This is a genomic window from Pseudomonas sp. B21-054 (genome assembly GCF_026016345.1).
In the GTDB taxonomy this organism is placed as follows: Bacteria; Pseudomonadota; Gammaproteobacteria; order Pseudomonadales; family Pseudomonadaceae; genus Aquipseudomonas.
On sequence record NZ_CP087204.1, the window covers coordinates 2,247,659 to 2,266,157 of the forward strand.

Annotated in this window: 22 protein-coding genes and 2 pseudogenes; 23 read left to right on the plus strand and 1 reads right to left on the minus strand. The window is 59.6% G+C overall.

The window, feature by feature from the left end; translation table 11 throughout:
• Positions 1 to 2: 2 nt before the first annotated feature.
• The 21 genes and pseudogenes from LOY70_RS10000 to LOY70_RS10095 all read left to right on the plus strand — a co-directional run bounded on the left by LOY70_RS10000 (position 3) and on the right by LOY70_RS10095 (position 15,218).
• Positions 3 to 317, plus strand: a complete 315-nt coding sequence (locus LOY70_RS10000) for a hypothetical protein (RefSeq protein WP_232775334.1) — start codon at positions 3 to 5, stop codon at positions 315 to 317.
• Positions 314 to 976, plus strand: coding sequence for a hypothetical protein (locus LOY70_RS10005; RefSeq protein ID WP_265035930.1), 663 nt, complete (start codon positions 314 to 316; stop codon positions 974 to 976). The genes LOY70_RS10000 and LOY70_RS10005 overlap by 4 nt, the downstream gene beginning before the upstream one ends.
• Positions 963 to 1,493, plus strand: coding sequence for a hypothetical protein (locus LOY70_RS10010; RefSeq protein WP_413776643.1), 531 nt, complete (start codon positions 963 to 965; stop codon positions 1,491 to 1,493). The genes LOY70_RS10005 and LOY70_RS10010 overlap by 14 nt, the downstream gene beginning before the upstream one ends.
• Positions 1,490 to 2,053: a phage baseplate assembly protein V gene (locus LOY70_RS10015; RefSeq protein WP_265035934.1), complete on the plus strand. Its 564-nt coding sequence runs from the start codon at positions 1,490 to 1,492 to the stop codon at positions 2,051 to 2,053. The genes LOY70_RS10010 and LOY70_RS10015 overlap by 4 nt, the downstream gene beginning before the upstream one ends.
• 59 nt (positions 2,054 to 2,112) lie before the next feature.
• Complete coding sequence (locus LOY70_RS10020) at positions 2,113 to 2,361, plus strand: hypothetical protein (RefSeq protein ID WP_265035935.1); 249 nt, start codon at positions 2,113 to 2,115, stop codon at positions 2,359 to 2,361.
• Between the two features lie 5 nt (positions 2,362 to 2,366).
• Positions 2,367 to 2,693 carry a GPW/gp25 family protein gene (locus tag LOY70_RS10025; protein ID WP_265035936.1) on the plus strand — a complete coding sequence of 109 codons (327 nt, stop codon included), beginning with the start codon at positions 2,367 to 2,369 and terminating at the stop codon, positions 2,691 to 2,693.
• Complete coding sequence (locus tag LOY70_RS10030; RefSeq protein ID WP_265035937.1) at positions 2,690 to 3,571, plus strand: baseplate J/gp47 family protein; 882 nt, start codon at positions 2,690 to 2,692, stop codon at positions 3,569 to 3,571. Before LOY70_RS10025 ends, LOY70_RS10030 begins: the two co-directional genes overlap by 4 nt.
• Entirely contained in the window at positions 3,571 to 4,179 is a 609-nt protein-coding gene (locus tag LOY70_RS10035) for a phage tail protein I (RefSeq protein ID WP_265035939.1), read from the plus strand. Before LOY70_RS10030 ends, LOY70_RS10035 begins: the two co-directional genes overlap by 1 nt.
• Positions 4,172 to 5,170: pseudogene (locus tag LOY70_RS10040) on the plus strand (phage tail protein); the annotation flags it as partial. The gene LOY70_RS10035 and the pseudogene LOY70_RS10040, both read left to right, overlap by 8 nt.
• 251 nt (positions 5,171 to 5,421) lie before the next feature.
• Positions 5,422 to 5,730, plus strand: a complete 309-nt coding sequence (locus tag LOY70_RS30110) for a gp53-like domain-containing protein (protein ID WP_413776629.1) — start codon at positions 5,422 to 5,424, stop codon at positions 5,728 to 5,730.
• Positions 5,731 to 5,732: 2 nt separating this feature from the next.
• Positions 5,733 to 6,161, plus strand: coding sequence for a phage tail assembly chaperone (locus LOY70_RS10045; protein WP_265035941.1), 429 nt, complete (start codon positions 5,733 to 5,735; stop codon positions 6,159 to 6,161).
• An 87-nt stretch (positions 6,162 to 6,248) separates the two neighbouring features.
• A complete protein-coding gene (locus tag LOY70_RS10050; protein WP_265035942.1) occupies positions 6,249 to 7,412 on the plus strand; it encodes a phage tail sheath family protein in 1,164 nt (387 codons plus the stop codon).
• A 12-nt stretch (positions 7,413 to 7,424) separates the two neighbouring features.
• The gene (locus tag LOY70_RS10055; protein WP_265035943.1) at positions 7,425 to 7,934 is read left to right on the plus strand and encodes a phage major tail tube protein; all 510 of its coding nucleotides are present in this window, start codon (positions 7,425 to 7,427) and stop codon (positions 7,932 to 7,934) included.
• Positions 7,935 to 7,965: 31 nt separating this feature from the next.
• Positions 7,966 to 8,292 carry a phage tail assembly protein gene (locus LOY70_RS10060; RefSeq protein ID WP_265035944.1) on the plus strand — a complete coding sequence of 109 codons (327 nt, stop codon included), beginning with the start codon at positions 7,966 to 7,968 and terminating at the stop codon, positions 8,290 to 8,292.
• A gap of 99 nt (positions 8,293 to 8,391) precedes the next feature.
• Positions 8,392 to 10,971 carry a phage tail tape measure protein gene (locus LOY70_RS10065; RefSeq protein ID WP_265035946.1) on the plus strand — a complete coding sequence of 860 codons (2,580 nt, stop codon included), beginning with the start codon at positions 8,392 to 8,394 and terminating at the stop codon, positions 10,969 to 10,971.
• Between the two features lie 9 nt (positions 10,972 to 10,980).
• A complete protein-coding gene (locus LOY70_RS10070) occupies positions 10,981 to 11,826 on the plus strand; it encodes a phage tail protein (protein ID WP_265035947.1) in 846 nt (281 codons plus the stop codon).
• Complete coding sequence (locus tag LOY70_RS10075; RefSeq protein WP_265035949.1) at positions 11,801 to 12,007, plus strand: tail protein X; 207 nt, start codon at positions 11,801 to 11,803, stop codon at positions 12,005 to 12,007. The genes LOY70_RS10070 and LOY70_RS10075 overlap by 26 nt, the downstream gene beginning before the upstream one ends.
• Positions 12,008 to 12,071: 64 nt before the next feature.
• Complete coding sequence (locus LOY70_RS10080; RefSeq protein WP_265035951.1) at positions 12,072 to 13,118, plus strand: phage late control D family protein; 1,047 nt, start codon at positions 12,072 to 12,074, stop codon at positions 13,116 to 13,118.
• A 69-nt stretch (positions 13,119 to 13,187) separates the two neighbouring features.
• Positions 13,188 to 13,750 (plus strand): annotated as a pseudogene (locus LOY70_RS10085) (glycoside hydrolase family 19 protein).
• Entirely contained in the window at positions 13,732 to 14,274 is a 543-nt protein-coding gene (locus LOY70_RS10090; RefSeq protein ID WP_265035953.1) for a lysis protein, read from the plus strand. The pseudogene LOY70_RS10085 and the gene LOY70_RS10090 overlap by 19 nt, the downstream one beginning before the upstream one ends.
• Before the next feature lie 149 nt (positions 14,275 to 14,423).
• Positions 14,424 to 15,218 carry a DNA adenine methylase gene (locus tag LOY70_RS10095; protein ID WP_265035955.1) on the plus strand — a complete coding sequence of 265 codons (795 nt, stop codon included), beginning with the start codon at positions 14,424 to 14,426 and terminating at the stop codon, positions 15,216 to 15,218.
• Positions 15,219 to 15,699: 481 nt separating this feature from the next.
• Here the strand turns inward: LOY70_RS10095 and LOY70_RS10100 are convergent, their stop codons facing one another.
• Positions 15,700 to 16,509, minus strand: coding sequence for a hypothetical protein (locus LOY70_RS10100; protein WP_265035957.1), 810 nt, complete (start codon positions 16,507 to 16,509; stop codon positions 15,700 to 15,702).
• Positions 16,510 to 16,706: 197 nt separating this feature from the next.
• On the opposite strand from LOY70_RS10100, the gene LOY70_RS10105 reads away from it, so the two are divergent.
• A complete protein-coding gene (locus LOY70_RS10105; RefSeq protein WP_265035959.1) occupies positions 16,707 to 17,132 on the plus strand; it encodes a LexA family protein in 426 nt (141 codons plus the stop codon).
• Positions 17,125 to 18,402 carry a translesion error-prone DNA polymerase V subunit UmuC gene (gene umuC, locus LOY70_RS10110; protein ID WP_265035961.1) on the plus strand — a complete coding sequence of 426 codons (1,278 nt, stop codon included), beginning with the start codon at positions 17,125 to 17,127 and terminating at the stop codon, positions 18,400 to 18,402. Before LOY70_RS10105 ends, umuC begins: the two co-directional genes overlap by 8 nt.
• Positions 18,403 to 18,499 lie beyond the last annotated feature (97 nt).

The following is an 18,499-nucleotide window of genomic DNA, read 5'->3' on the forward strand; positions in this document are numbered from 1 at the left end:
CCATGAGCTTTCGCGAGCTGGTCGGTGACCTGGACAACACGGTATTCGATGTTCTCGGCGACCCGGTGCTGATCGAAGGCCGACCAGTCCTGGGCATGTTTTCCGCACCTTGGTTGCAACCCAAACTTGGCCGGATTAACACCGGCCTTCGCGAGCCGCACCTGGTCATTCGGGTAGCCGACGCCGAGGGCGTCAGCGAGCGGCAGCAGGTCGTGGTTGATCTGCCGGTGCATGACGGTGGTGGAAATTACATCATCGTGAGGCCGGAACCCGGAGGGGATGGTCTGGTGACGTTGGTATTGAGGAAATCGCCATGAGCGTCGGCAGCTACTTCAAGCAATCAGCCAGCAGCGGGATGATTACGCTGCAGGCGGATCGATCTGATTTAAAGGCGTTCGCCGACTTCGCTGCGTTGGTCCCCAAAGCTGCCATTGCAGCCCAGCGTCGGGCGATCAACAAAACCCTGCGATGGTTGCGCACCCACATTGCTCGCACCGTCAGCCGACAGGAGCGCATTGCGGTCTCTGCAGTGCGGCAGCGCCTGCGAGCCTACCCGCTCTCGGGCAATGGTCAAGGCAAGCTCTGGTTCGGTATCAACGCAATTGAGGCCAGCCGGGCGGGGCGACCTCGGCAATCGCGGTCGGGTGTGTCGGTGGCGGGGCGCCGGTATCAGGGGGCGTTTTTCAAAAAGGTCTACGGCGGTCGAGCAGATATCTGGATTCGTACGGCGAGCAAGCACTTCAAGGCCAGTGATTACCCCGACAGTGAAGTGTCCGGCGGAACAGGGCCTAGCTCGGGCTGGATTGCAGAGAATGGCAGCCGCTACCCCCTGGCCAAAGCCAAGATTTCACTGGAGGACGTGCGGCCACACTTCGAATCGTGGACCAATCGCGCTCACCAGCGCCTGCTTGAGATCCTGGAGCAGGAACTGAACTTTGAACTGCAGAAGTATCTGCGAGGATCTGGCCGTGTCTGACTTCAGTCTTGAGCTTTTGTATGAGGCCGTTGAGGCTCATATCGACAAAGCGATCCCCGGATTGGCCTGCGTGCGGACCATGCCCTATATGGCCGATCATATTGTCTTGCCTGCTGCAGTTATTGAGTTGGTCGAGCTGGAGCCCGGCCGGGATCCTGGAACAGGGGAGACGGCGCTGGTAGCGCGCTTGGAGGTGCGGTTCATCGTTGGCGGTGAGGATGCCGAATGCCAGCAGAAGGCGGCATTCGCCGCCGCACAAATGGCTGTGCTGTTGCGGATCCAGACATGGGGGCTGGAGGTCGAACCTGCCGAGTTTGTTCGGGCAGCCCAAGACTGGACCCGCCCCGAGTTGGATGGCTATGCGGTCTGGGTCGTCGAATGGACGCAGACCGTTTACCTGGGTGAAGAAGAGTGGCCCTGGCCCAATCAGCCACCCGGCTCCCTGCTCTGGGGCTTCGGCTCTGAAACCGGGCCTGGAAGCGAAGGCAGTTACCTGCCTCCGGAGGAGATGGCATGACCTACGCAAGCGCACAGCATGACCGCATGCTGGCCGGCCTAGTCAAGGATTGCTATGTGGTGGCGGTTGATTTGGCCGCTTCGCCGCCGGTATGTCGAGTGTCGGATGGGGAATGGGTCAGTGCCTGGGTACGTTGGCACAGCATCGCTGCTGGCAAAGCTCGTCATTGGCGAGCGCCTAGCATGGGCGAGCAGGGAACTCTGGTAAGTGCGAGTGGCGAAGTGGCCCAGGGTACCTTCATTCCCGGCCTGTATGGCAGTGCTGGTGCACCTCCGGACAATCGCGATCACGTTGAGGTATGGCGCTTCGATGATGGTGGCTCGCTGGTCTATGACTGGCAGGCCAGCTCCTACAGCATCACTGTGCCAAGCGGCACCGTCACCATTAAGGTTGGCGGTACCGAAGTACTGGTCACAGACAGCGCGATCAACGCCTTAGCGGGCGATATCACCTTGACCGGCAATGTGCTGATCGACGGTCCGTTACGGGTCACGGGCGACATTAACGGCGGCGGCAAAATCATCGACACCGCAGGCAACACCCCGAACCACAAACACTGACCCTGTCGTTTACCCACAACCCGCCGCGTGCGGTTTTTTGCATTTCTGGAGTAGTCCATATGAGCAAAGTACGAACAGAGCATGAGCGAACAACTGCCGAAGCGGCAATGCCTGGGCCTGCACCAGCCGAGCCGCCCTCAAGCATCGGCCCGGCGCGGGTGTTTCGCGACACGCGATTCACCTCACGCACTCTCATCATGCCCGACGGCCAGCCGGTACCGGTGGTCGCCGGTCAGGTGACAGCGTGCGGCGATGAGCAATACGCCTTCTTGAAGGCCCACCCGGATCTGCAACCGCTGACTGAGTAAACACCATGATCGGAATGGACCGTCGTACGGGGCAGCCGCTGTCAGGTTCGGCGCATCTGCGGCAGTCCGTGGAAGACATTCTCAGCACGCCGGTAGGCAGTCGCCGCATGCGTCCGGAGTACGGCAGCCATTCGCGCCGTTACGTCGACCTGCCGGTGAACGAGGGCTGGAAAAGCGCGGTGCAGGCCGAAGTCGCCCGCGCCCTGGGGCGTTGGGAGCCCCGTTTGAAGTTGGAGCGCGTGCGGGTCACTGCGGTGGTGGATGGCCAAATCACCCTGCAGCTGACGGGATCATATATGGGCGACGGCGTAGTGCTGGAGGTGAACGTATGAGCACTATCGACCTTTCGGCGCTGCCAGCGCCGCAAGTGTTGGAAAGCCTGGATTTCGAAGAACTCTATCAAGGGGAGCTGTCGGCGTTTCGCGAATACATGGGCGATAACTGGACGGCGCTTCTTGAAAGCGATCCGGTGACGAAGCTGCTGGAGCTGGGCGCTTATCGACGCATGCAGAACCGGGCGCGGGTCAACGATGCCGGTAAAGCGTTGCTGCTGGCTTTTGCAAAGCGGGCCGACCTTGATCATCTGGCAGCCAACGTAGGGCTCAAACGCTTGGTTGTTCAAGCCGAGGATCTCTCCGCCGTTCCGCCCGTGTCGGCGGTGATGGAGGAGGACGACGCCCTGCGCGAGCGGGTCCAGCTGGTATACGAAGGGCTGACCACGGCCGGCCCCCGAAACAGCTACATCCTGCACGCACGAAACGCTTCGGGCCTGGTGGCAGATGCCACGGCCGAAAGCCCGGCGCCTGCGGAGGTGGTAGTGACGGTGCTGTCCCTTGAAGGCGACGGCACGGCCAGCCCCGAGCTATTAGCCGAGGTCGAAACCTACCTTAGCGATGATGACCGGCGGCCGGTTGCTGACCGGCTGACGGTGCAGGGCGCTGAGATCCTGCCTTATCGAATCGATGCTGTTGTGTACATGGCCGGTACTGGACCGGAAAACGAGGCGGCGTTGGCGGAGTGCAAGGCGCGCCTGCAAGCCTGGCTCAATCCACGCCGACGCTTGGGGGTGGAGGTGGCTCGTTCAGCCATTGATGCGCAAGTCCATGTCAGTGGCGTGGCTCGTGTAGAGATCCCTGGGTGGGAGGATATCCGACCCTCGAAGGCTCAAGCGGCGTGGTGTTCGGGCTTTAGCGTAACGCGGGGTGGCTGATGAAAAGCTTGCTACCGCTCAACAGTACCCAGCTTGAAAGGGCTATCGAAGCGGCTATCGATGAAACCACAGAGGTACCGCTCAGAACGCTGTACAACCCGGACACATGTCCTGCCCACCTGCTTTACCAGTTGGCGTGGGCCTGGTCCGTGGATCGCTGGGACGAGGCGTGGCCCGAGGAGGTCAAGCGCTCAGTGATTCGTTCTTCGTTCTACGTCCATGCCCATAAGGGCACCATCGGCGCCTTGCGTCGGGTGGTTGAGCCGTTTGGTTATCTCATTGAGGTGGTCGAGTGGTTCAAGACCCAACCCATGGGTGTGCCGGGTACGTTCGCCTTAAAAATCGGCGTTTCTGATGAAGGTATCAGCGAAGAGACCTATCGGGAGCTGACGTGGCTGATTGACGACGCCCGGCCGGTTAGTAGGCATTTGACCGGGCTGGCGATCAGCCTCGAAACACAAGGCCGATTGAACATCGGCGCTGCCCTCTACGAAGGCGATGAAATCGACGTGTACCCACCGGTTATGCGTGACATTGAAGTCACGGGCCGTTTCGGCGTGGTGGGTCGCGAACACTCCATAGATACCCTGGATGTTTACCATGATTGATGCGAACTCGCAGTTCTTCGCCATCCTTACGAACGTGGGGATGGCCAAGCAGGCGAACGCCGACGCGCTCGGCATTCCTTGGAAAATCACTGATATGGGCGTAGGCGATGCCAATGGCACGGATCCTATCCCCAATGCAGCTCAAACCAGGCTGATCAACGAATGGCGACGCCGGCCGTTAAATCAACTCAAGGTGGACCCGGTGAACCCGGCAGTGATCATTGCCGAGCAGGTTATTCCGGCTGATGAGGGCGGTAAGTGGATTCGCGAAATTGGGCTGTATGACGCCGATGGTGATCTGGTGGCGGTGGCAAATTGCGCGCCGAGCTTCAAGCCGGTGTTGACGCAAGGTTCCGGCCGCACGCAAGTGGTGCGGATGAACTTAATCGTGTCCAGCGCCGGCAATGTCACGCTCAAGATTGACCCTTCGGTGGTGCTGGCCACGCGAGAGTATGTCGATTCGCGCATTTTCGAAGAGCTGGGCAAACTCGACACCAAACAATCGGTTCGCGTCGCGAGTACCGCCAATATCGTATTGTCTGGTCTCCAGACGCTCGACGGGGTCGCCTTGGTAGACGGGGATCGAGTTCTGGTTAAAAACCAGACGGCGGCCAAGGACAACGGCTTGTATGTCGCCGCTGCTGGGTCTTGGTCGCGCTCGCTGGATGCCGATAACAACGCCGAAGTTACATCGGCCTTGCTGGTGTCGGTGGAGCAGGGGACTACCCAGGCCGATACTCGCTGGCAGTTGGTCACGGATGGTTCGATTGTTCTCGGTACCACCGCCTTAGCGTTCCAGAACATCACCCAGGGCTTTGCGCCTATCAATTCCCCGGCGTTGATAAATCCTACGGCAAATACACCGCCTCAATTCGATAACAGCAAGTTGCTGGCTACAACTGAGTTTGTGCAGCGGGCACAGGGGAATTTTGCCGGGACTATGGGTATCCCGGCACTGCCTGCAACACTGAATGCCTCGCACGCCGGCAACCGTATTGTGTTATCTGCATCAGGGACGTTGACCCTTCCGCCGGTTGATTCTGTGCCTACCGGAGCCAAGTTTTATCTGTTCAACGCGACCCAGGGAGTGGTCACTGTTGTTCGGCAAGGTGCAGATATTATTTCCGCCTTTGGTAGTGGACTGCTGACCTCGGTAACTATGCAGTCCGCCTCTAACCTTGTCATCACGGTAGGTAACGGTCAGTGGGTCGTTGAAGAGGGGTGTCGGCTCTGAAGTACGCGGTGGAATTTGCCTTGTCTGCCGCGCCGAACGGATACCAGAAACTCCCATCTGGTCTGATCGAGCAATGGGGCGGTGTCTCTGTCGTAGATAACACCGAGCAGATCATCACCCTTCCCACTGCTTTCCCCAACGCTATTCTCGGGATGGTCGCATCTCCCGCCGTCGCCGCAGCAGCCGGAGCCGGTGAGTTCGCCACGGCAGCTGCGCGGCGAAACGTCACCAGTCTCAGTACTATTTTAGTAAGCGCGAACACGGGGCCGACCACGTCTGTGACTCAATTCGTAACCTGGCGTGTATGGGGATATTGATCATGATCTTTTTTAATGCAGCCAAGTCTGGTTTCTACGACTCAGCCGTGCACAGCTCTATTCCAGAGGGTTGCGTCGAGGTTTCCGCTGAGGATCACCGCGCGCTCATGGATGGGCAATCTGCTGGAATGGCCATCGCTGCTGATGAGTACGGCGGCCCTATTCTTATCGAGCGGCCGCTGCCTAGCGCTGAGGTGTTGGCAGCTATTGAGCGCGCCTGGCGTGATGCGCAACTAGCGTTAACGGATCCGCTGGTTTCACGCCACCGTGACGAAGCGGAAGCCGGTGGCGCCACCACGCTGACCGTCGAACAGTACACAGAGCTGCAAGCGTACCGACAAGAACTGCGCAAATGGCCGCAGGGCGCCGAGTTTCCGCTTACAGAACACCGTCCAATTGCACCGGCTTGGATAGGCCAGCAGTCCCATTAGACGCCCCGCACTGACGGGGCGTTTTCTTTTCCGCTTCACCACAAACAAAGCCTCGCGCTGCGGGGCTTTTTCGTATCTGGAGAATCTATGAGCTTCTTTCATGGCGTGACCGTCACGAACGTGGACACCGGTGCTCGCGTTATTGCATTGCCGTCGTCCTCGATCATCGGACTGGTGGACACCTTCGTGCCGGCGCCGGCCTACACCGCGCAGCCGAATGATCTGGTGATGATCACCAATGAGCGCGAAGCGGTGGCCGCGTTCGGTCCTGACTCGGCAATGACCAAAGCCTGCCAGGCCATCTACACCCGAGCCAAGGCGGTGATCGTCGCGTGCGGCGTGGCCAAGGTTGCGGATCCTGCTGAACAGACCTCGGCAATCATCGGCGGTGTACAAGCCAACGGTAAGCGTACTGGCCTGCAAGCGCTGCTGGATGGTAAGAGTCGGTTCAACGCGCAGCCGCGGCTGTTGGTGACCCCCAAACACAGCTCGACACTGGCGGTCGGTACGGCCCTGGTTGCGCTGGCTGACAAACTGCGGGGGCTGGCCATCCTCGACGGCCCGAACACCACCGATGAGGCCGTTATGGCGTACGCCGAGAACTTCGGCGCCAAGCGGGCATTTCTGGTTGACCCAGGTGTGCAGTATTGGGACACCACGGCGGACGCCACGGTCGATGCGCCGGGCTCTGCCTGGGTGGCGGGTTTGTTCGCCTGGACCGACAGGGAATATGGCTTCTGGGCTTCGCCTTCGAACAAGGAATTTGTCGGCATCACCGGTACCTCGCGCCCGATTGAGTTTTTGGATGGGGACGAAACCTGCCGGGCCAACCTGCTCAACAACGCCAAGATCACCACGATCATTCGCGACGATGGCTACCGCCTGTGGGGCAATCGCACCCTGTCGAGCGATCCGAAGTGGGCCTTCGTGACTCGCGTGCGAACCATGGACATCGTCATGGACGCGATTCTGTACGCCCACAAATGGGCGGTGGACCGCTCCATTACCGGGACCTACATCAAGGACGTGACCGAAGGGCTGCAAGCCTTCATGCGCGACCTCAAAGCCCTAGGCGCAATCATCAACTTCGAGGTGTTTGCCGATCCGGAGCTGAACACGGCCAGCCAGCTGGAGCTGGGCAGGGTGTACTGGAACATCCGCTTCACCGATGTTCCTCCGGCAGAAAACCCTAACTTCCGCGTAGAGGTCACCAACCAATGGCTGACCGAAGTCCTCGACACCGCCGCTTAAGGAGCGACCTCAATGGCAATGATTCCCGAAACCCTGGCGAACCTGAACTTGTTTGTAGACGGCGTCAGCTTCCAGGGCGACGTGCCGAGCCTGACGCTGCCCAAGCTCACGCTCAAGATGGAAGAGCATCGCGGCGGCGGCATGGACGCGCCGGTCGAACTGGACATGGGCATGGAAAAGCAGGAGGCGAACTTCACCACCACGGGCGTGCGCCGTGAGTCGTTGAATTTCTTTGGCTTGGCTGACGGGACCTCGTTCAACGGCACGTTCCGGGGGGCTTACAAAGGGCTCAAAGGCAAAGTCACGCCGGTCATCGTCACCCTGCGCGGCACGTTGAAAGAGGTCGACATGGGCGACTGGAAAGCGGGCGACAAAGCTGAAATCAAACATGCCGTCGGGCTGACCTACTACAAGCTCGAAGTCGACGGCCGAACCGTCTACGAGATCGATCCTATCGGTATGCGCCGAGTAATCAACGGCGTTGACCAACTCGCTGCCCAACGCTCGGCCCTGGGCGTCTGATCCCCTCTCTTGAATTCAAGGAAACATCACCATGAGCAATACTGAAACTCCAAGCTGGATGACTCTGGCCGCTGACCGCGTCACCGTGAAACTGACCGTCCCAGTCGAGGCCAATGGCGTGCGTGTCGATACGCTGAGCCTGCGAGCACCGACGGTGCGTGACCTTCGTGTGGCCCGGCAAACCGCGCCCAACGATGAGGAACAACAGGATTTGAACCTGTTCGCCTCGCTGGCCGAGGTGGGCACCAAGGATCTGGACGGCATGGCCCTGAAGGACTACGCCCGCTTGCAGGCCGGTTATTTTCGTCTGGTGCAAGAAGATGAACTTCACCCAGGCAGTGCAGAAGCAACTCGCTAAGCGCTTAGCCGCCGAGCTGAATTTTTCCTCTGAAGAAATCCAGACCATGCCGTTCTCTGACATGGTCTGGTGGCTCTCGGATTGAACAAGGGGTAGTCGATGGCAAGCAAGCTGGCGTTATCGCTGGTGATTGGCGGCGCCGTCAGTTCGACGGTGGGGTCTGCCTTTCGCACGGTTGAAGGGCATATCAGAAAGCTGGAGGACAAAGGCAACAAGGCCAAGGTGCTCAAGAGCACCATAGGCGAAACCATCCGTCTGCGTGATGAATGGAAGCGGGCGCACGAAACGGGCGCTGCCTCGGCGGACGGCCTGTTGCGCAAGCTCAACGGCAACCTTGATGCCCTGCGCAAGCAGGGTGTTCAGGTGGGCCGGTTGGGCCAGGAATACCAGAGGCTCGGCCAAGCCGCCAAGGCTGCCGATCTGCAGCTCAAAGGGCATCAACAGCTTGATGCCGGCAAGAAAGGGCTTACGTCGAGCATTGGTCAAGGCGTCGTTGCCACTGGCCTTGCCGCGATCCCCACGAAGATCAGCGCAGACTATCAAGCGATTATCCGCGACATCGCCATCAAGGCCGACGTGGTCAACAAACCACAGGAAGCACAGCTTAACCAGACGGTAATCCAGACCTCACGCGATACGGGCATGGCTCGAAACGATGTGGCGGATCTGGTGAATCAGCTGGTCGGTGCCGGTATGGACCTCAAGCAAGCCATGGCCTACGCGCCGACGGCGGCCAAGTTCGCCATCGGCCAGGGCGCGTCGGGCGTCGACACGGCCAGCATGATCATGGCGCTGCAACAAAACGCCAAGATCAATGACCCCAAGGTGATGCAGCAGGCGCTGGAGGCCATCGCCTTCCAGGGGCAGGCGGGTAGCTTTGAGGCCAGCGACATGGCCCGGTGGTTTCCTCAACTGCTGGCCACCATGGAGAAGAATGGCAGCACCGGCATGGACGCTGTCAGCTCCCTGGGCGCGATGCTCCAGGTCCAGATGAAAACTGCCGGTGGTTCGGACGAGGCGGCCAACAACCTCAAGAACTGGATGGAGAAGATCGGTTCGAGCGATGTGGTCAAGGCGTACAAGGACGCTGGCATCGATTATCAGGCCTCGCTCAATACTGGCATTCAAAAGGGCATGTCGACCCTGGAATCCAGCTTTGCTCTGGCCATGAAATATATCCAGGCCACTGACCCGGCCAAAGCCGCAAAAATGGCCGAGGCCCAGGCGAAGATCAGCAAGGAGGCTGATCCGGAGAAAGCCAAGGCTGCACTTGATGCGCTGGAGAAGTCCCTGCGAACTGGTGATCTGTTCGCCGACATGCAGGTCAAGGCAGCACTCACGGCCTATTCGCAAAATAAGCAGCTGTACGAGCAACTGAAGAAAGATTCGCAATCCTCCGGCGGGATCCTGGACAAGAACCTGGCCGAGCGGCGCGAAACCTCGAAACAGATGTGGGACGAGCTGGGCCAGGCGGTCAGCGATGGGATGCGTAGCATCGGTGACGCCATCCGCCCAGCAACCGATGCAGTCGCTCAGGGCCTCACTTCGATTGTCCGTGGGTTAACGAAACTGTCGGATGGCGCGCAACCGGTGGTGCTCGGTATCGCCGGCATCACCGCTGGGTTGATAGCGCTCAAGACGGCAGCCGGCGCCGTCAAGATTGGTAAGGGCTTGTACAACATCAGTCGCGGCCGGGCGATGGAGCGTGGTGCTGGTGCCCTCGGTGATGCAGTCGCCAAGGTTCCGAAAACCGGTAACAAGACAGTGGATAGGGGCTTGGGTGTTCTCGGCAAGTTGATGGGCGCTGGCACCGATCCAGCAGCAGGAATCAGCAATGAGCCGCAGCGTGTTTTTGTCGTCAATGCCGATGCAATAGGCCGGGCGGGCTCCGACCCAGGTGCAGGCCCCGGAGGTGGTGCTGGCAGGCGTCAGCGTGGCCGACGTGGTCGACGTACGGGCATTGGGACAATCTCGCGTCGGCGGGTACCCGCCAGGGCGCCCAGCGTCCCGGCAGTACCAATGCCCGCCGCCGCGTCGGTGATGCCAAAGGCCGGCCTTCTGGCGGCTGTCCCTATGGCTGCTGCGGCGGAGGCGGTGCCCAGTGGTTCGCTTGGCCGGGCAGTTCACTCGCTCAGAGGTGTCACCCGAGCCACTAAGCGTATCCCTGGCGGTTCGGTTCTGGATGCTGGGGTGGGTGTCATTGATACCGCGCTCAACGCCACGACCCAGGACGAAAAAGCCGAGGGCTATGGCGGGGCTGCGGGAGGTTTTGCGGGTGCCCTAGCCGGCGGTGCAGCAGGGGCCGCTATCGGTTCGGTCGTGCCGATCATCGGTACAGCCATTGGCGGCGCAATCGGCGCCGCTTTGGGCGGCCTGGGTGGGGAGAGTATCGGCAGCTTCTTGGGCAAGTCCTGGTTTGGCAGTGAGGCCAAGGCTGAAGAGGCCAAGCCTCCCGAGGTCGCCAAGCCAGCTGAACCCACACCGTCCGTGTCGCCAAAGGTTGAGCAGGCTTTCAGCTTCGCGCCGAATGTCTCCATCACCGTTCAAGGCGATGTGAAGGACCCCGCGCAACTGGCTCGGGAACTGGAGCCACACTTGCGTCAGCTTATGGAGGCGTTCTCTCGCGAGACGCTTGCCCGCCAATCGTCAAATCAATTGTTCGATGCGCCGCACGTTTAAGGAGATGCCATGGCCTACATGGAGCAAATGCAATCGGTGCTGAAATCGCTGCTTGCGGCGGGGGAGTCTGGCCGTACCAGCCTCGACGGCATGCTGGGGCCGCTCAACGGCGCCATCAGCGACATGACCGGCGCCGCCTCGGAGCTGGACGGCGTGCCCTTCATCGGTCCAGCCATCGGCGCCAAGGTCCAGCGGACCATGCGAGCCATCAACGCAGCACAGTCCGCCGTAGGGCAGGTGGCGGCCAAATACAATCAGGCCGTCAACGCCGCCAGTCAGGTGCAGGAACGGCTGGGCTCGCTCAAGGAACAGGCGGGGAAGGCGGGCGCGGCGATCAACCGCATTGCCGGACAGGTAAGCCCCTCGCTGGGCAACATCATGCCCACGGGGGCATTCACTCCGCAGCTGACCCCAGCTGCAGAAGCGGTGAAACCCTTCCCGCACCTGCTGATCATGCAGCCGCTGGAGCCGAACGCCCAGCCGTACTACTTCAACCTGGACACGGCGGCGTTCGAGGAACTGCGTCGGCAGACATCGTTCCGCTGGGCTGGCCAGGAGCGCCTGACGCGCAGCATTGCCCAGCAGGCGGTCGGCCAGGGAGAGGACAAGATCACCCTCAAGGGGGCGATTTTCCCTGGCTTCAAAGGAGGGCTCAAACAGCTGGATACCCTGCGCACCATCGGCGGCCGTCTGCAGCCGGTGAACCTGACCACCGGCTACGGCGAAGTGCTGGGTACCTGGTGCTTGCTCAACATCGAGGAAGAACAAAGCCATCTGCTCGCCGGTGGCATCCCACGGAAGCAATCCTTTTCACTGGAGTTTGTGAGCTATGGCGACGACCTGCAGAACGTCTGACGGGGATCTGTTGGACACCATCTGTCATCACTACTACGGCCATCTAAATGGCACGGTGGAGGCCGTGCTTGCCGCCAATCAAGGCCTGGCCGATGAGCCTCAGCCGTTTCACGCTGGTGTGATCATCCTGTTGCCGGATCTGCCAGCGCAGACGCTGGAGGAGGTCCAATTGTGGGATTAATCCCTGTCGTCTCATCCCACGGACCCCGCCTTGTGCGGGGTTTCTTTCATCAGGAGTGTCATCAATGAAGCCTACCTTTCGCATTGTCGCGGACGGCAAGGACATCACCACGCTGATTAACGACCGGTTGTTGGATCTGCGCATTTCCGACAAGCAGGGAATGGAGTCGGACGAGTTTGAGTTGCGCATTGATGATCGTGATCAAGCGGTCGCGTTGCCTGCACGCGGCGCACGCATTGAGGTTTACCTGGGATATGTCGGGCACGCGCTGACGCGTTTGGGAAAATACACCGTCGACAAGATCGTGGTGTCCGGGCCGCCCGATACCATGAGTATTCAGGGCAAGGCCAGTGACATGCGCGGTAGCGGTAAAACCGTGCGCAGTAGCTCGTGGGAAAACGTGGCGTTACAACAGATTGTGCGCGATGTGGCGGCGCGCAACGGCTGGCAGCCAGTGTGCCCTGTGTTGGCGAAGGTGCCCCGTGTCGATCAGCTTAATGAGTCCGATTACAACTTCATCACCCGCCTGGCCAAGCAGTATGACTGCACGGCCAAACTGGCCGACGGCAAACTGTTAGTGATGCCCCGCCAAGGCGGACAAACCGCGAGCGGCAAAAACCTGAGTCCGGTGGTGCTCCAGCGTTCGGACCTGAGCCGGTACCAATTTAGCCTCGGTGATCGCAACGCGCAGAAGGCCGTACGCACCAAGCATCAAGACAAGAAAAGCGGCGCCCTGAAAGTGGTGGAGCTGGATAACAAGGATTTGCCCGATGGGCTGCCCGCCGTGCATACCGACCGTCATATCTACCCAAACAAATCCGCCGCCGAGCAGGCCGCAAAGGCGCGCTTGGCTGCGTTCAACCGCAGTACTGCCGGCGTGCGCCTGGAAATGGCCGGGCGAACCGATGTTTTTGCCGAGCGACTTATCGTGGTCCAGGGCATCAAGCCCGGCCTCGATGGAGAGTATCTGGCGGATGCAGTGGAACAGATGTTCACCCCTGCGGGCTGGACCACCGTGGTCGAGTGCAATGGCGGTAAGAAGGGCAAGGCCAATGCCAAGGGGAAGAAAAAGAAGAAGGAAGCTAAGCCGGTCAAGGTCGTCCAGCTTTAGACGAGCCCAGCACTACCATCAAATACAATCGCAGCCCGCCACCGAGCGGGCTTTTTTTTGGAGCCCCCCATGTCTATTACCGAGCAGCAACTACAACGGATCATGCCCAACGCCCGCCGCCAAGCGGGCGTTTTTGTTTCGGCCCTGAACGCCGCCATGGCCCACCGACAGATCGATACCCCCAAACGGCAGGCGGCATTCCTAGCCCAAGTTGGGCATGAGTCCGGCCAACTGCAGTACGTGCGCGAGCTGGGCGGCGATCAATACCTCAGCAAATACGACACCGGTTCGCTGGCTTTGAAACTCGGCAACACCCCGAGCCCGACGGAGATGGCCAGCGCTATCGTGGTCGCGGCTTAATCCAGATTACCGGTACCCACAATTACCTACGCTGCAGCTTGGCGCTGTTCGGTGACGAGCGTCTGTTGCGCACGCCCGAACTGCTGGAGCTGCCCCAATGGGCGGCTGAGTCGGCTGCATGGTTCTGGTGGGTCAGAGAGCTGAACGTGCTGGCTGACCGTGATGAGTTCGAAACGATCACCCGGAAAATCAACGGTGGACTCAACGGCCTGCAGGATCGGCTGCAGCTATGGGAGCGGGCGAGGGCTGTGCTATGCGTCTCGTCGACCTGATCCCGCTGCAATACCGCGTGCTGGTCGCCGGGCTTTTACTGTGCGCTTTGGTCGCCGCTTCGGCGGCCATCGCCTGGACGGTCCAGGGCTGGCGATATGGTCTGCAGCTCGAAAAACAAGCCCGGCTCCACACCGAAACCCTCAAGCAAATCGCCCAGGCCTCGGCCGCGCAGCAGCGTGCCGAACAAGACAAGCGTCTGGCCCTGGAACAGCGGCTAGCCGCCAGCGAGCAAACCCACTACCGAGTCCTTACCGATGCCCAACGTGACCAGGATCGCCTGCGTGATCGCCTCGCTACTGCTGATGTCCGGCTGTCAGTCCTACTCGACGCAACCGATACCGCCGGTAATTGTGAAGTGCCAGCCACCGCCGGCACCGGCCGCGTGGTTCATGGAGCCACACGCGCCCAACTTGACCCAGCGCATGCTCAACGAATTGTCGGCATCACCGATGCCGGCGACCGGGGGCTAATTGCCCTGGCGGCCTGCCAAGCCTATGCCAAAGAAGTTTCAACACCGAAGTGAAAAGGAGCGACCGGACCAGATGCGCCAACATCTAACCCGGTCGCCGTCCCTGCAGATGTCCCTGCAAGTCCAGCCAAGGCTCCTGCTCCGTGCACAAAGCGCGGCGAGCCTAGCACCTGTTTATCCATACAGTAAAGGTCTTGCTTTCAATGTCTTCTCCCATCATCCCCTGGATGGGCGGCAAACGCCGCCTAGCCGACCGCCTCATTCCGCTTTTTCCGCCTCACGAATGCTATGTCGAAGTCTTTGCCGGCGGTGCCGCGCTTTACTTCATGCGACCCCAGGCCGCGCCTATCGAAGTCCTGAACGACATCAACGGCGACCTGGTGACGCTCTACCGCGTCGTGCAGAACCACCTGGAAGAATTCGTGCGCCAGTTCAAATGGGCGCTCAGCTCCCGCCAGGTGTTCGAGTGGCAGAAAATGACCCGTCCTGAAACCCTCACCGACATCCAGCGCGCTGCCCGGTTCTTCTACCTGCAGCACCATGCCTTCGCTGGCAGGGTCACGGAGCAGACATTTGGAACTAGGACCACTGGTCCAGCCATCAACCTGCTGCGGATCGAGGAAAACCTTTCGGCCGCGTGGCAGCGACTGTCCGGCACCTACGTCGAAAACCTCCCTTGGCTTGATTGTGCTGAGCGCTATGACCGCGCCCATACGTTTCACTACATGGACCCGCCGTACTGGCAGACCGCCGGATATGGCGTGGATTTCCCGTTCGAGAATTATGAGCGGATGGCTGACTTCATGCGTCGCTGTAAGGGCAAAGTAATGGTCAGCATCAACGATCACCCGGACATCCGCCGGCTGTTCGAGGGCTTTCATTTTGAGACGTTGGACATTCGGTACAGCAATACGAACCAGCGTCAAGGCAAGGCTGAAATCAGCGGCGAACTAGTGATCATGAACTGGGATCGTGCGGCGCTGGGAGGATTGTTTTGAGGAACCTCTCCGCGCTCCCTACAATCTCCAAAGCTGACGGGGCTGGTGACATGACGGGGGGCCTCAGGGGAGTGATCCAGCGGCATCAGCAGGGATACGCCCTATCATTGGCCACCGATCATGAATCCAGGCGTACTCGGCCGGAGGGGAGGTGGTGATTACGTAAACGCGCCGATTTTCGTCGTCGCCAAGCACCAGGCACTCCAACCCGTAGCCCTCGTTCATATCGAACCAGTGTGATACCCGTTCTCCATCCTTTTCCATGTATCGCTGCACGAGACCGACTGCGCGCTTCGGGTGATATTTGTCCCAGCCACCCCGTTCTACGGTCTCCCATTTCGCCCAACCACCAGATGGGCCTGTGCCGGTTTCCTCTCGGCGCCGGCCCCATCGCACCCACCCAAGATCAGTCCCGTCTTCAAGTAGGACGGGAATCGCAGCCTTGGGATTTGGGAAATACACCTTGACCCGCTCGTAAGCTTTATTCTGATCCGCTGCCTCGACTCCGCCGCACATCACATTCCCCTGATTCGCCTGCCTTGTGGTGTGGACCTTGGCATTCCTCGGGAAGTTTGCTCGGGCATCGCATTTTTTCGACGAACCCCAGACCACTGCAAAGCTGGCAATCCTCTCGTTCGCCGAACCGATCCAGACACTTCCAGCACTGAATAAACCTAGCCATCTCTAGAAAAGGCCTGATCCTTTCAACGATTACTAGATCCCGATTTTCAGTTGCGACCTGGATAACGTCGACCATCCATCGGTATGCGTCTGGGTCTTCAATCGCCCCATACATCTTTCCCAAGACCATTCGCTGCGTCTCCACCAAGTCGAACTGTCGGCCATCGTCCATCGTCAGGGTAAGACCTTCTATGCGCCCGACGTCTGTCGAAAAGCTGTGCTTGAGAATTAATCCCGATTTAGTCCGATAAACTTTCCCATCATAGGGGCGTAGTGGATCGCCACGGCTATCGTCCAGGCGCAGGATCGAATGGAATATTGTCCCGATCCTCCGGCCTCCCTCTTGAGGGACAACGTCATAATCGCATGCACCGCGATAGAGGATCGGGTTCAACTGCAGCTCTTCCACCGTGTACCAGTAAGCGGCATTCGCCATTTCATCCAGCTCCAGCTGCTCCATTCGATCAATTAGCTTTTCCTCGGCGAGACGGGCGCTGATCTCGTGCAGGTGATATCTGTGTGCCTCGGGGTTTTGCGTTCGGAAGTCGTGATCGTCGAGAGCTGCGCGCCAGAGCTGAAGTCTCAATGCCTTGGCCTGTTCAAAGTTCATGGTGGGAATCGCTGATGGAATACTGTCTGGATATACAGTAATCGAGAGCCCTGGTGCTGGGCGATACCGAGGCGACGAAATGCAAAGGTCGCGAGACGTTTGCACCAAGCCGCTTGTCTGATGATTTCTACGCAAATTGACCGTAATACTTGTACAGGATACTGTATATTTGTACAGTTTTTTGGAAGTCGTGCGTCATGAGCTTTTCAATTCTAGGACTGATCAACGGGGGCGGGTTGAAGCTGCCTCTATGTTCGTTTCGTGTGCCTGCGGGGTTTCCGTCTCCGGCGGCTGATCACATCGAAGCTCACATCTCATTGGATGAGGTTCTGAACATTCGCGCCCCGCATGTTTACCTGGTTTCCATCGCCGGGGAGAGCATGCAGGGCGCTGGGATCTTTGAAGGTGATTTGGCCGTTGTAGACCGTGCGATTGAACCGATGCATGGCCATATCGTCGTGGCGCTGCTGAACAACGAACCCGTATGCAAACGCCTTTGCATACGTGGGAAGGAGGTGATTCTCCTGTCGGAGAACCCAAAGTACCCACCGAGGTACGTGCTCGAGGGCGACGAACTGGTCATCTGGGGCATCATCACCTGCAGCGTGCGCAGCCATGTCTAAAGCCCTACCAGTTTTCGCCCTGATCGATTGCAACAGCTTCTACGCCAGTTGCGAAAGAGTGTTCCGCCCGGACCTGGCCCGCGTACCCATCGTGGTGCTGAGCAACAACGACGGGTGCGTGATCGCCCGTAGCTACGACGCCAAGCCCTACGTGAAAATGGGCGAGCCGTATTTCCAGATCAAACACAAGCTGCAGAAGCACGGCATCGTCCCGTTCTCGTCGAACTACGCACTCTATGGCGACATGAGCGAGCGCGTGATGACCCTCATTGAATCGATGGTGCCGGCCGTCGAGGTCTACAGCATCGACGAGGCCTTTGCGGATCTTACCGGCATCGACGGCCGCGATGCCCTCGGCCGCAAGATCCGCAGCCATGTGCTGCGCTGCACCGGCATCCCCGTCGGGGTGGGCATCGCTCATACCAAAACCCTGGCAAAGCTGGCTAATTACACCGCCAAGCGGCTCCAGGTGCAAACGGGCGGCGTGGTCGACATCTGCGATTCGTTCAAGCGTGACTGGGTGCTGCGCAACACCGACGTGTCTGAGGTCTGGGGCGTCGGTCGTAAGATGAAACTTCATCTGGACGCCATGGGGATCAAAACCGCGATGGACCTGGCGAAAACCGACCCGTGGACGCTACGCAAGAAGTTCAGCGTGGTGATCGAGAAGACCGCCCGCGAGCTGGCCGGCACGCCGTGCCTGGAGCTGGACGAGCCGGATCCGCCGAAGCAGGAGATCTGCTGTAGCCGGATGTTCGGTAAGCGGCTCACGGAGCTGGCACCGATCAAGGAAGCGGTGGCCACATACATGATGCGAGCCTCGGAAAAGCTCAGGGCGCAGAAGTCGCTGTGCAAGAAGATCCGCGTCAGCATTCGCACCGGCATGTTCAACCCGGAGGAGGCGAAGTATGCCAACGGTGTACTGATCGATATGCCGTACCCGACTGATGATGTGCGGCTACTGACCAAGGCGGCGGTGGACGCGCTCGACCGGGTTTTCCGGCCGGGGTTCAAGTACAGCAAGGCCGAGGTGCTGTTGATGAACCTCTGTCATCAAGGGGAATACACCGACGACCTGTTTGCCACCTCCCAGCCAACCGACGCCACGAAACTAATGGCTGTGTTGGACCAGATCAACGGACGATGGGGGAGGGGGACACTCCGATCAGCCAGCGTGCCCGTCAATCCAGATTGGTGGATGCGGCGCGGCATGATGAGTCGGAGCTTTACGACTAGACTAGATCAGCTATGGATGGTTCGCTGTAAGTAAGCGGCCCGTAAAAGACTAGCCATGACTCGTGGCAATACAATAGAGCTTGTCTTGGTCTCTTCACGAGAGTTTGCAGTGATTTCAGATTTAAAAGCTC

Coding starts and splice junctions, on each gene's coding strand:
- LOY70_RS10060 (WP_265035944.1), top strand. CDS start 7,966: ATGAGCAATACTGAAACTCCAAGCTGGATGACTCTGGCCGCTGACCGC.
- LOY70_RS10105 (WP_265035959.1), top strand. CDS start 16,707: ATGAGCTTTTCAATTCTAGGACTGATCAACGGGGGCGGGTTGAAGCTG.
- LOY70_RS10015 (WP_265035934.1), top strand. CDS start 1,490: ATGACCTACGCAAGCGCACAGCATGACCGCATGCTGGCCGGCCTAGTC.
- LOY70_RS10025 (WP_265035936.1), top strand. CDS start 2,367: ATGATCGGAATGGACCGTCGTACGGGGCAGCCGCTGTCAGGTTCGGCG.
- LOY70_RS10080 (WP_265035951.1), top strand. CDS start 12,072: ATGAAGCCTACCTTTCGCATTGTCGCGGACGGCAAGGACATCACCACG.
- LOY70_RS10095 (WP_265035955.1), top strand. CDS start 14,424: ATGTCTTCTCCCATCATCCCCTGGATGGGCGGCAAACGCCGCCTAGCC.
- LOY70_RS10050 (WP_265035942.1), top strand. CDS start 6,249: ATGAGCTTCTTTCATGGCGTGACCGTCACGAACGTGGACACCGGTGCT.
- LOY70_RS10100 (WP_265035957.1), bottom strand. CDS start 16,509: ATGAACTTTGAACAGGCCAAGGCATTGAGACTTCAGCTCTGGCGCGCA.
- LOY70_RS10005 (WP_265035930.1), top strand. CDS start 314: ATGAGCGTCGGCAGCTACTTCAAGCAATCAGCCAGCAGCGGGATGATT.
- LOY70_RS10070 (WP_265035947.1), top strand. CDS start 10,981: ATGGCCTACATGGAGCAAATGCAATCGGTGCTGAAATCGCTGCTTGCG.
- LOY70_RS10030 (WP_265035937.1), top strand. CDS start 2,690: ATGAGCACTATCGACCTTTCGGCGCTGCCAGCGCCGCAAGTGTTGGAA.
- LOY70_RS10075 (WP_265035949.1), top strand. CDS start 11,801: ATGGCGACGACCTGCAGAACGTCTGACGGGGATCTGTTGGACACCATC.
- umuC (WP_265035961.1), top strand. CDS start 17,125: ATGTCTAAAGCCCTACCAGTTTTCGCCCTGATCGATTGCAACAGCTTC.
- LOY70_RS10020 (WP_265035935.1), top strand. CDS start 2,113: ATGAGCAAAGTACGAACAGAGCATGAGCGAACAACTGCCGAAGCGGCA.
- LOY70_RS10000 (WP_232775334.1), top strand. CDS start 3: ATGAGCTTTCGCGAGCTGGTCGGTGACCTGGACAACACGGTATTCGAT.
- LOY70_RS10035 (WP_265035939.1), top strand. CDS start 3,571: ATGAAAAGCTTGCTACCGCTCAACAGTACCCAGCTTGAAAGGGCTATC.
- LOY70_RS10090 (WP_265035953.1), top strand. CDS start 13,732: ATGCGTCTCGTCGACCTGATCCCGCTGCAATACCGCGTGCTGGTCGCC.
- LOY70_RS10045 (WP_265035941.1), top strand. CDS start 5,733: ATGATCTTTTTTAATGCAGCCAAGTCTGGTTTCTACGACTCAGCCGTG.
- LOY70_RS10055 (WP_265035943.1), top strand. CDS start 7,425: ATGGCAATGATTCCCGAAACCCTGGCGAACCTGAACTTGTTTGTAGAC.
- LOY70_RS10065 (WP_265035946.1), top strand. CDS start 8,392: ATGGCAAGCAAGCTGGCGTTATCGCTGGTGATTGGCGGCGCCGTCAGT.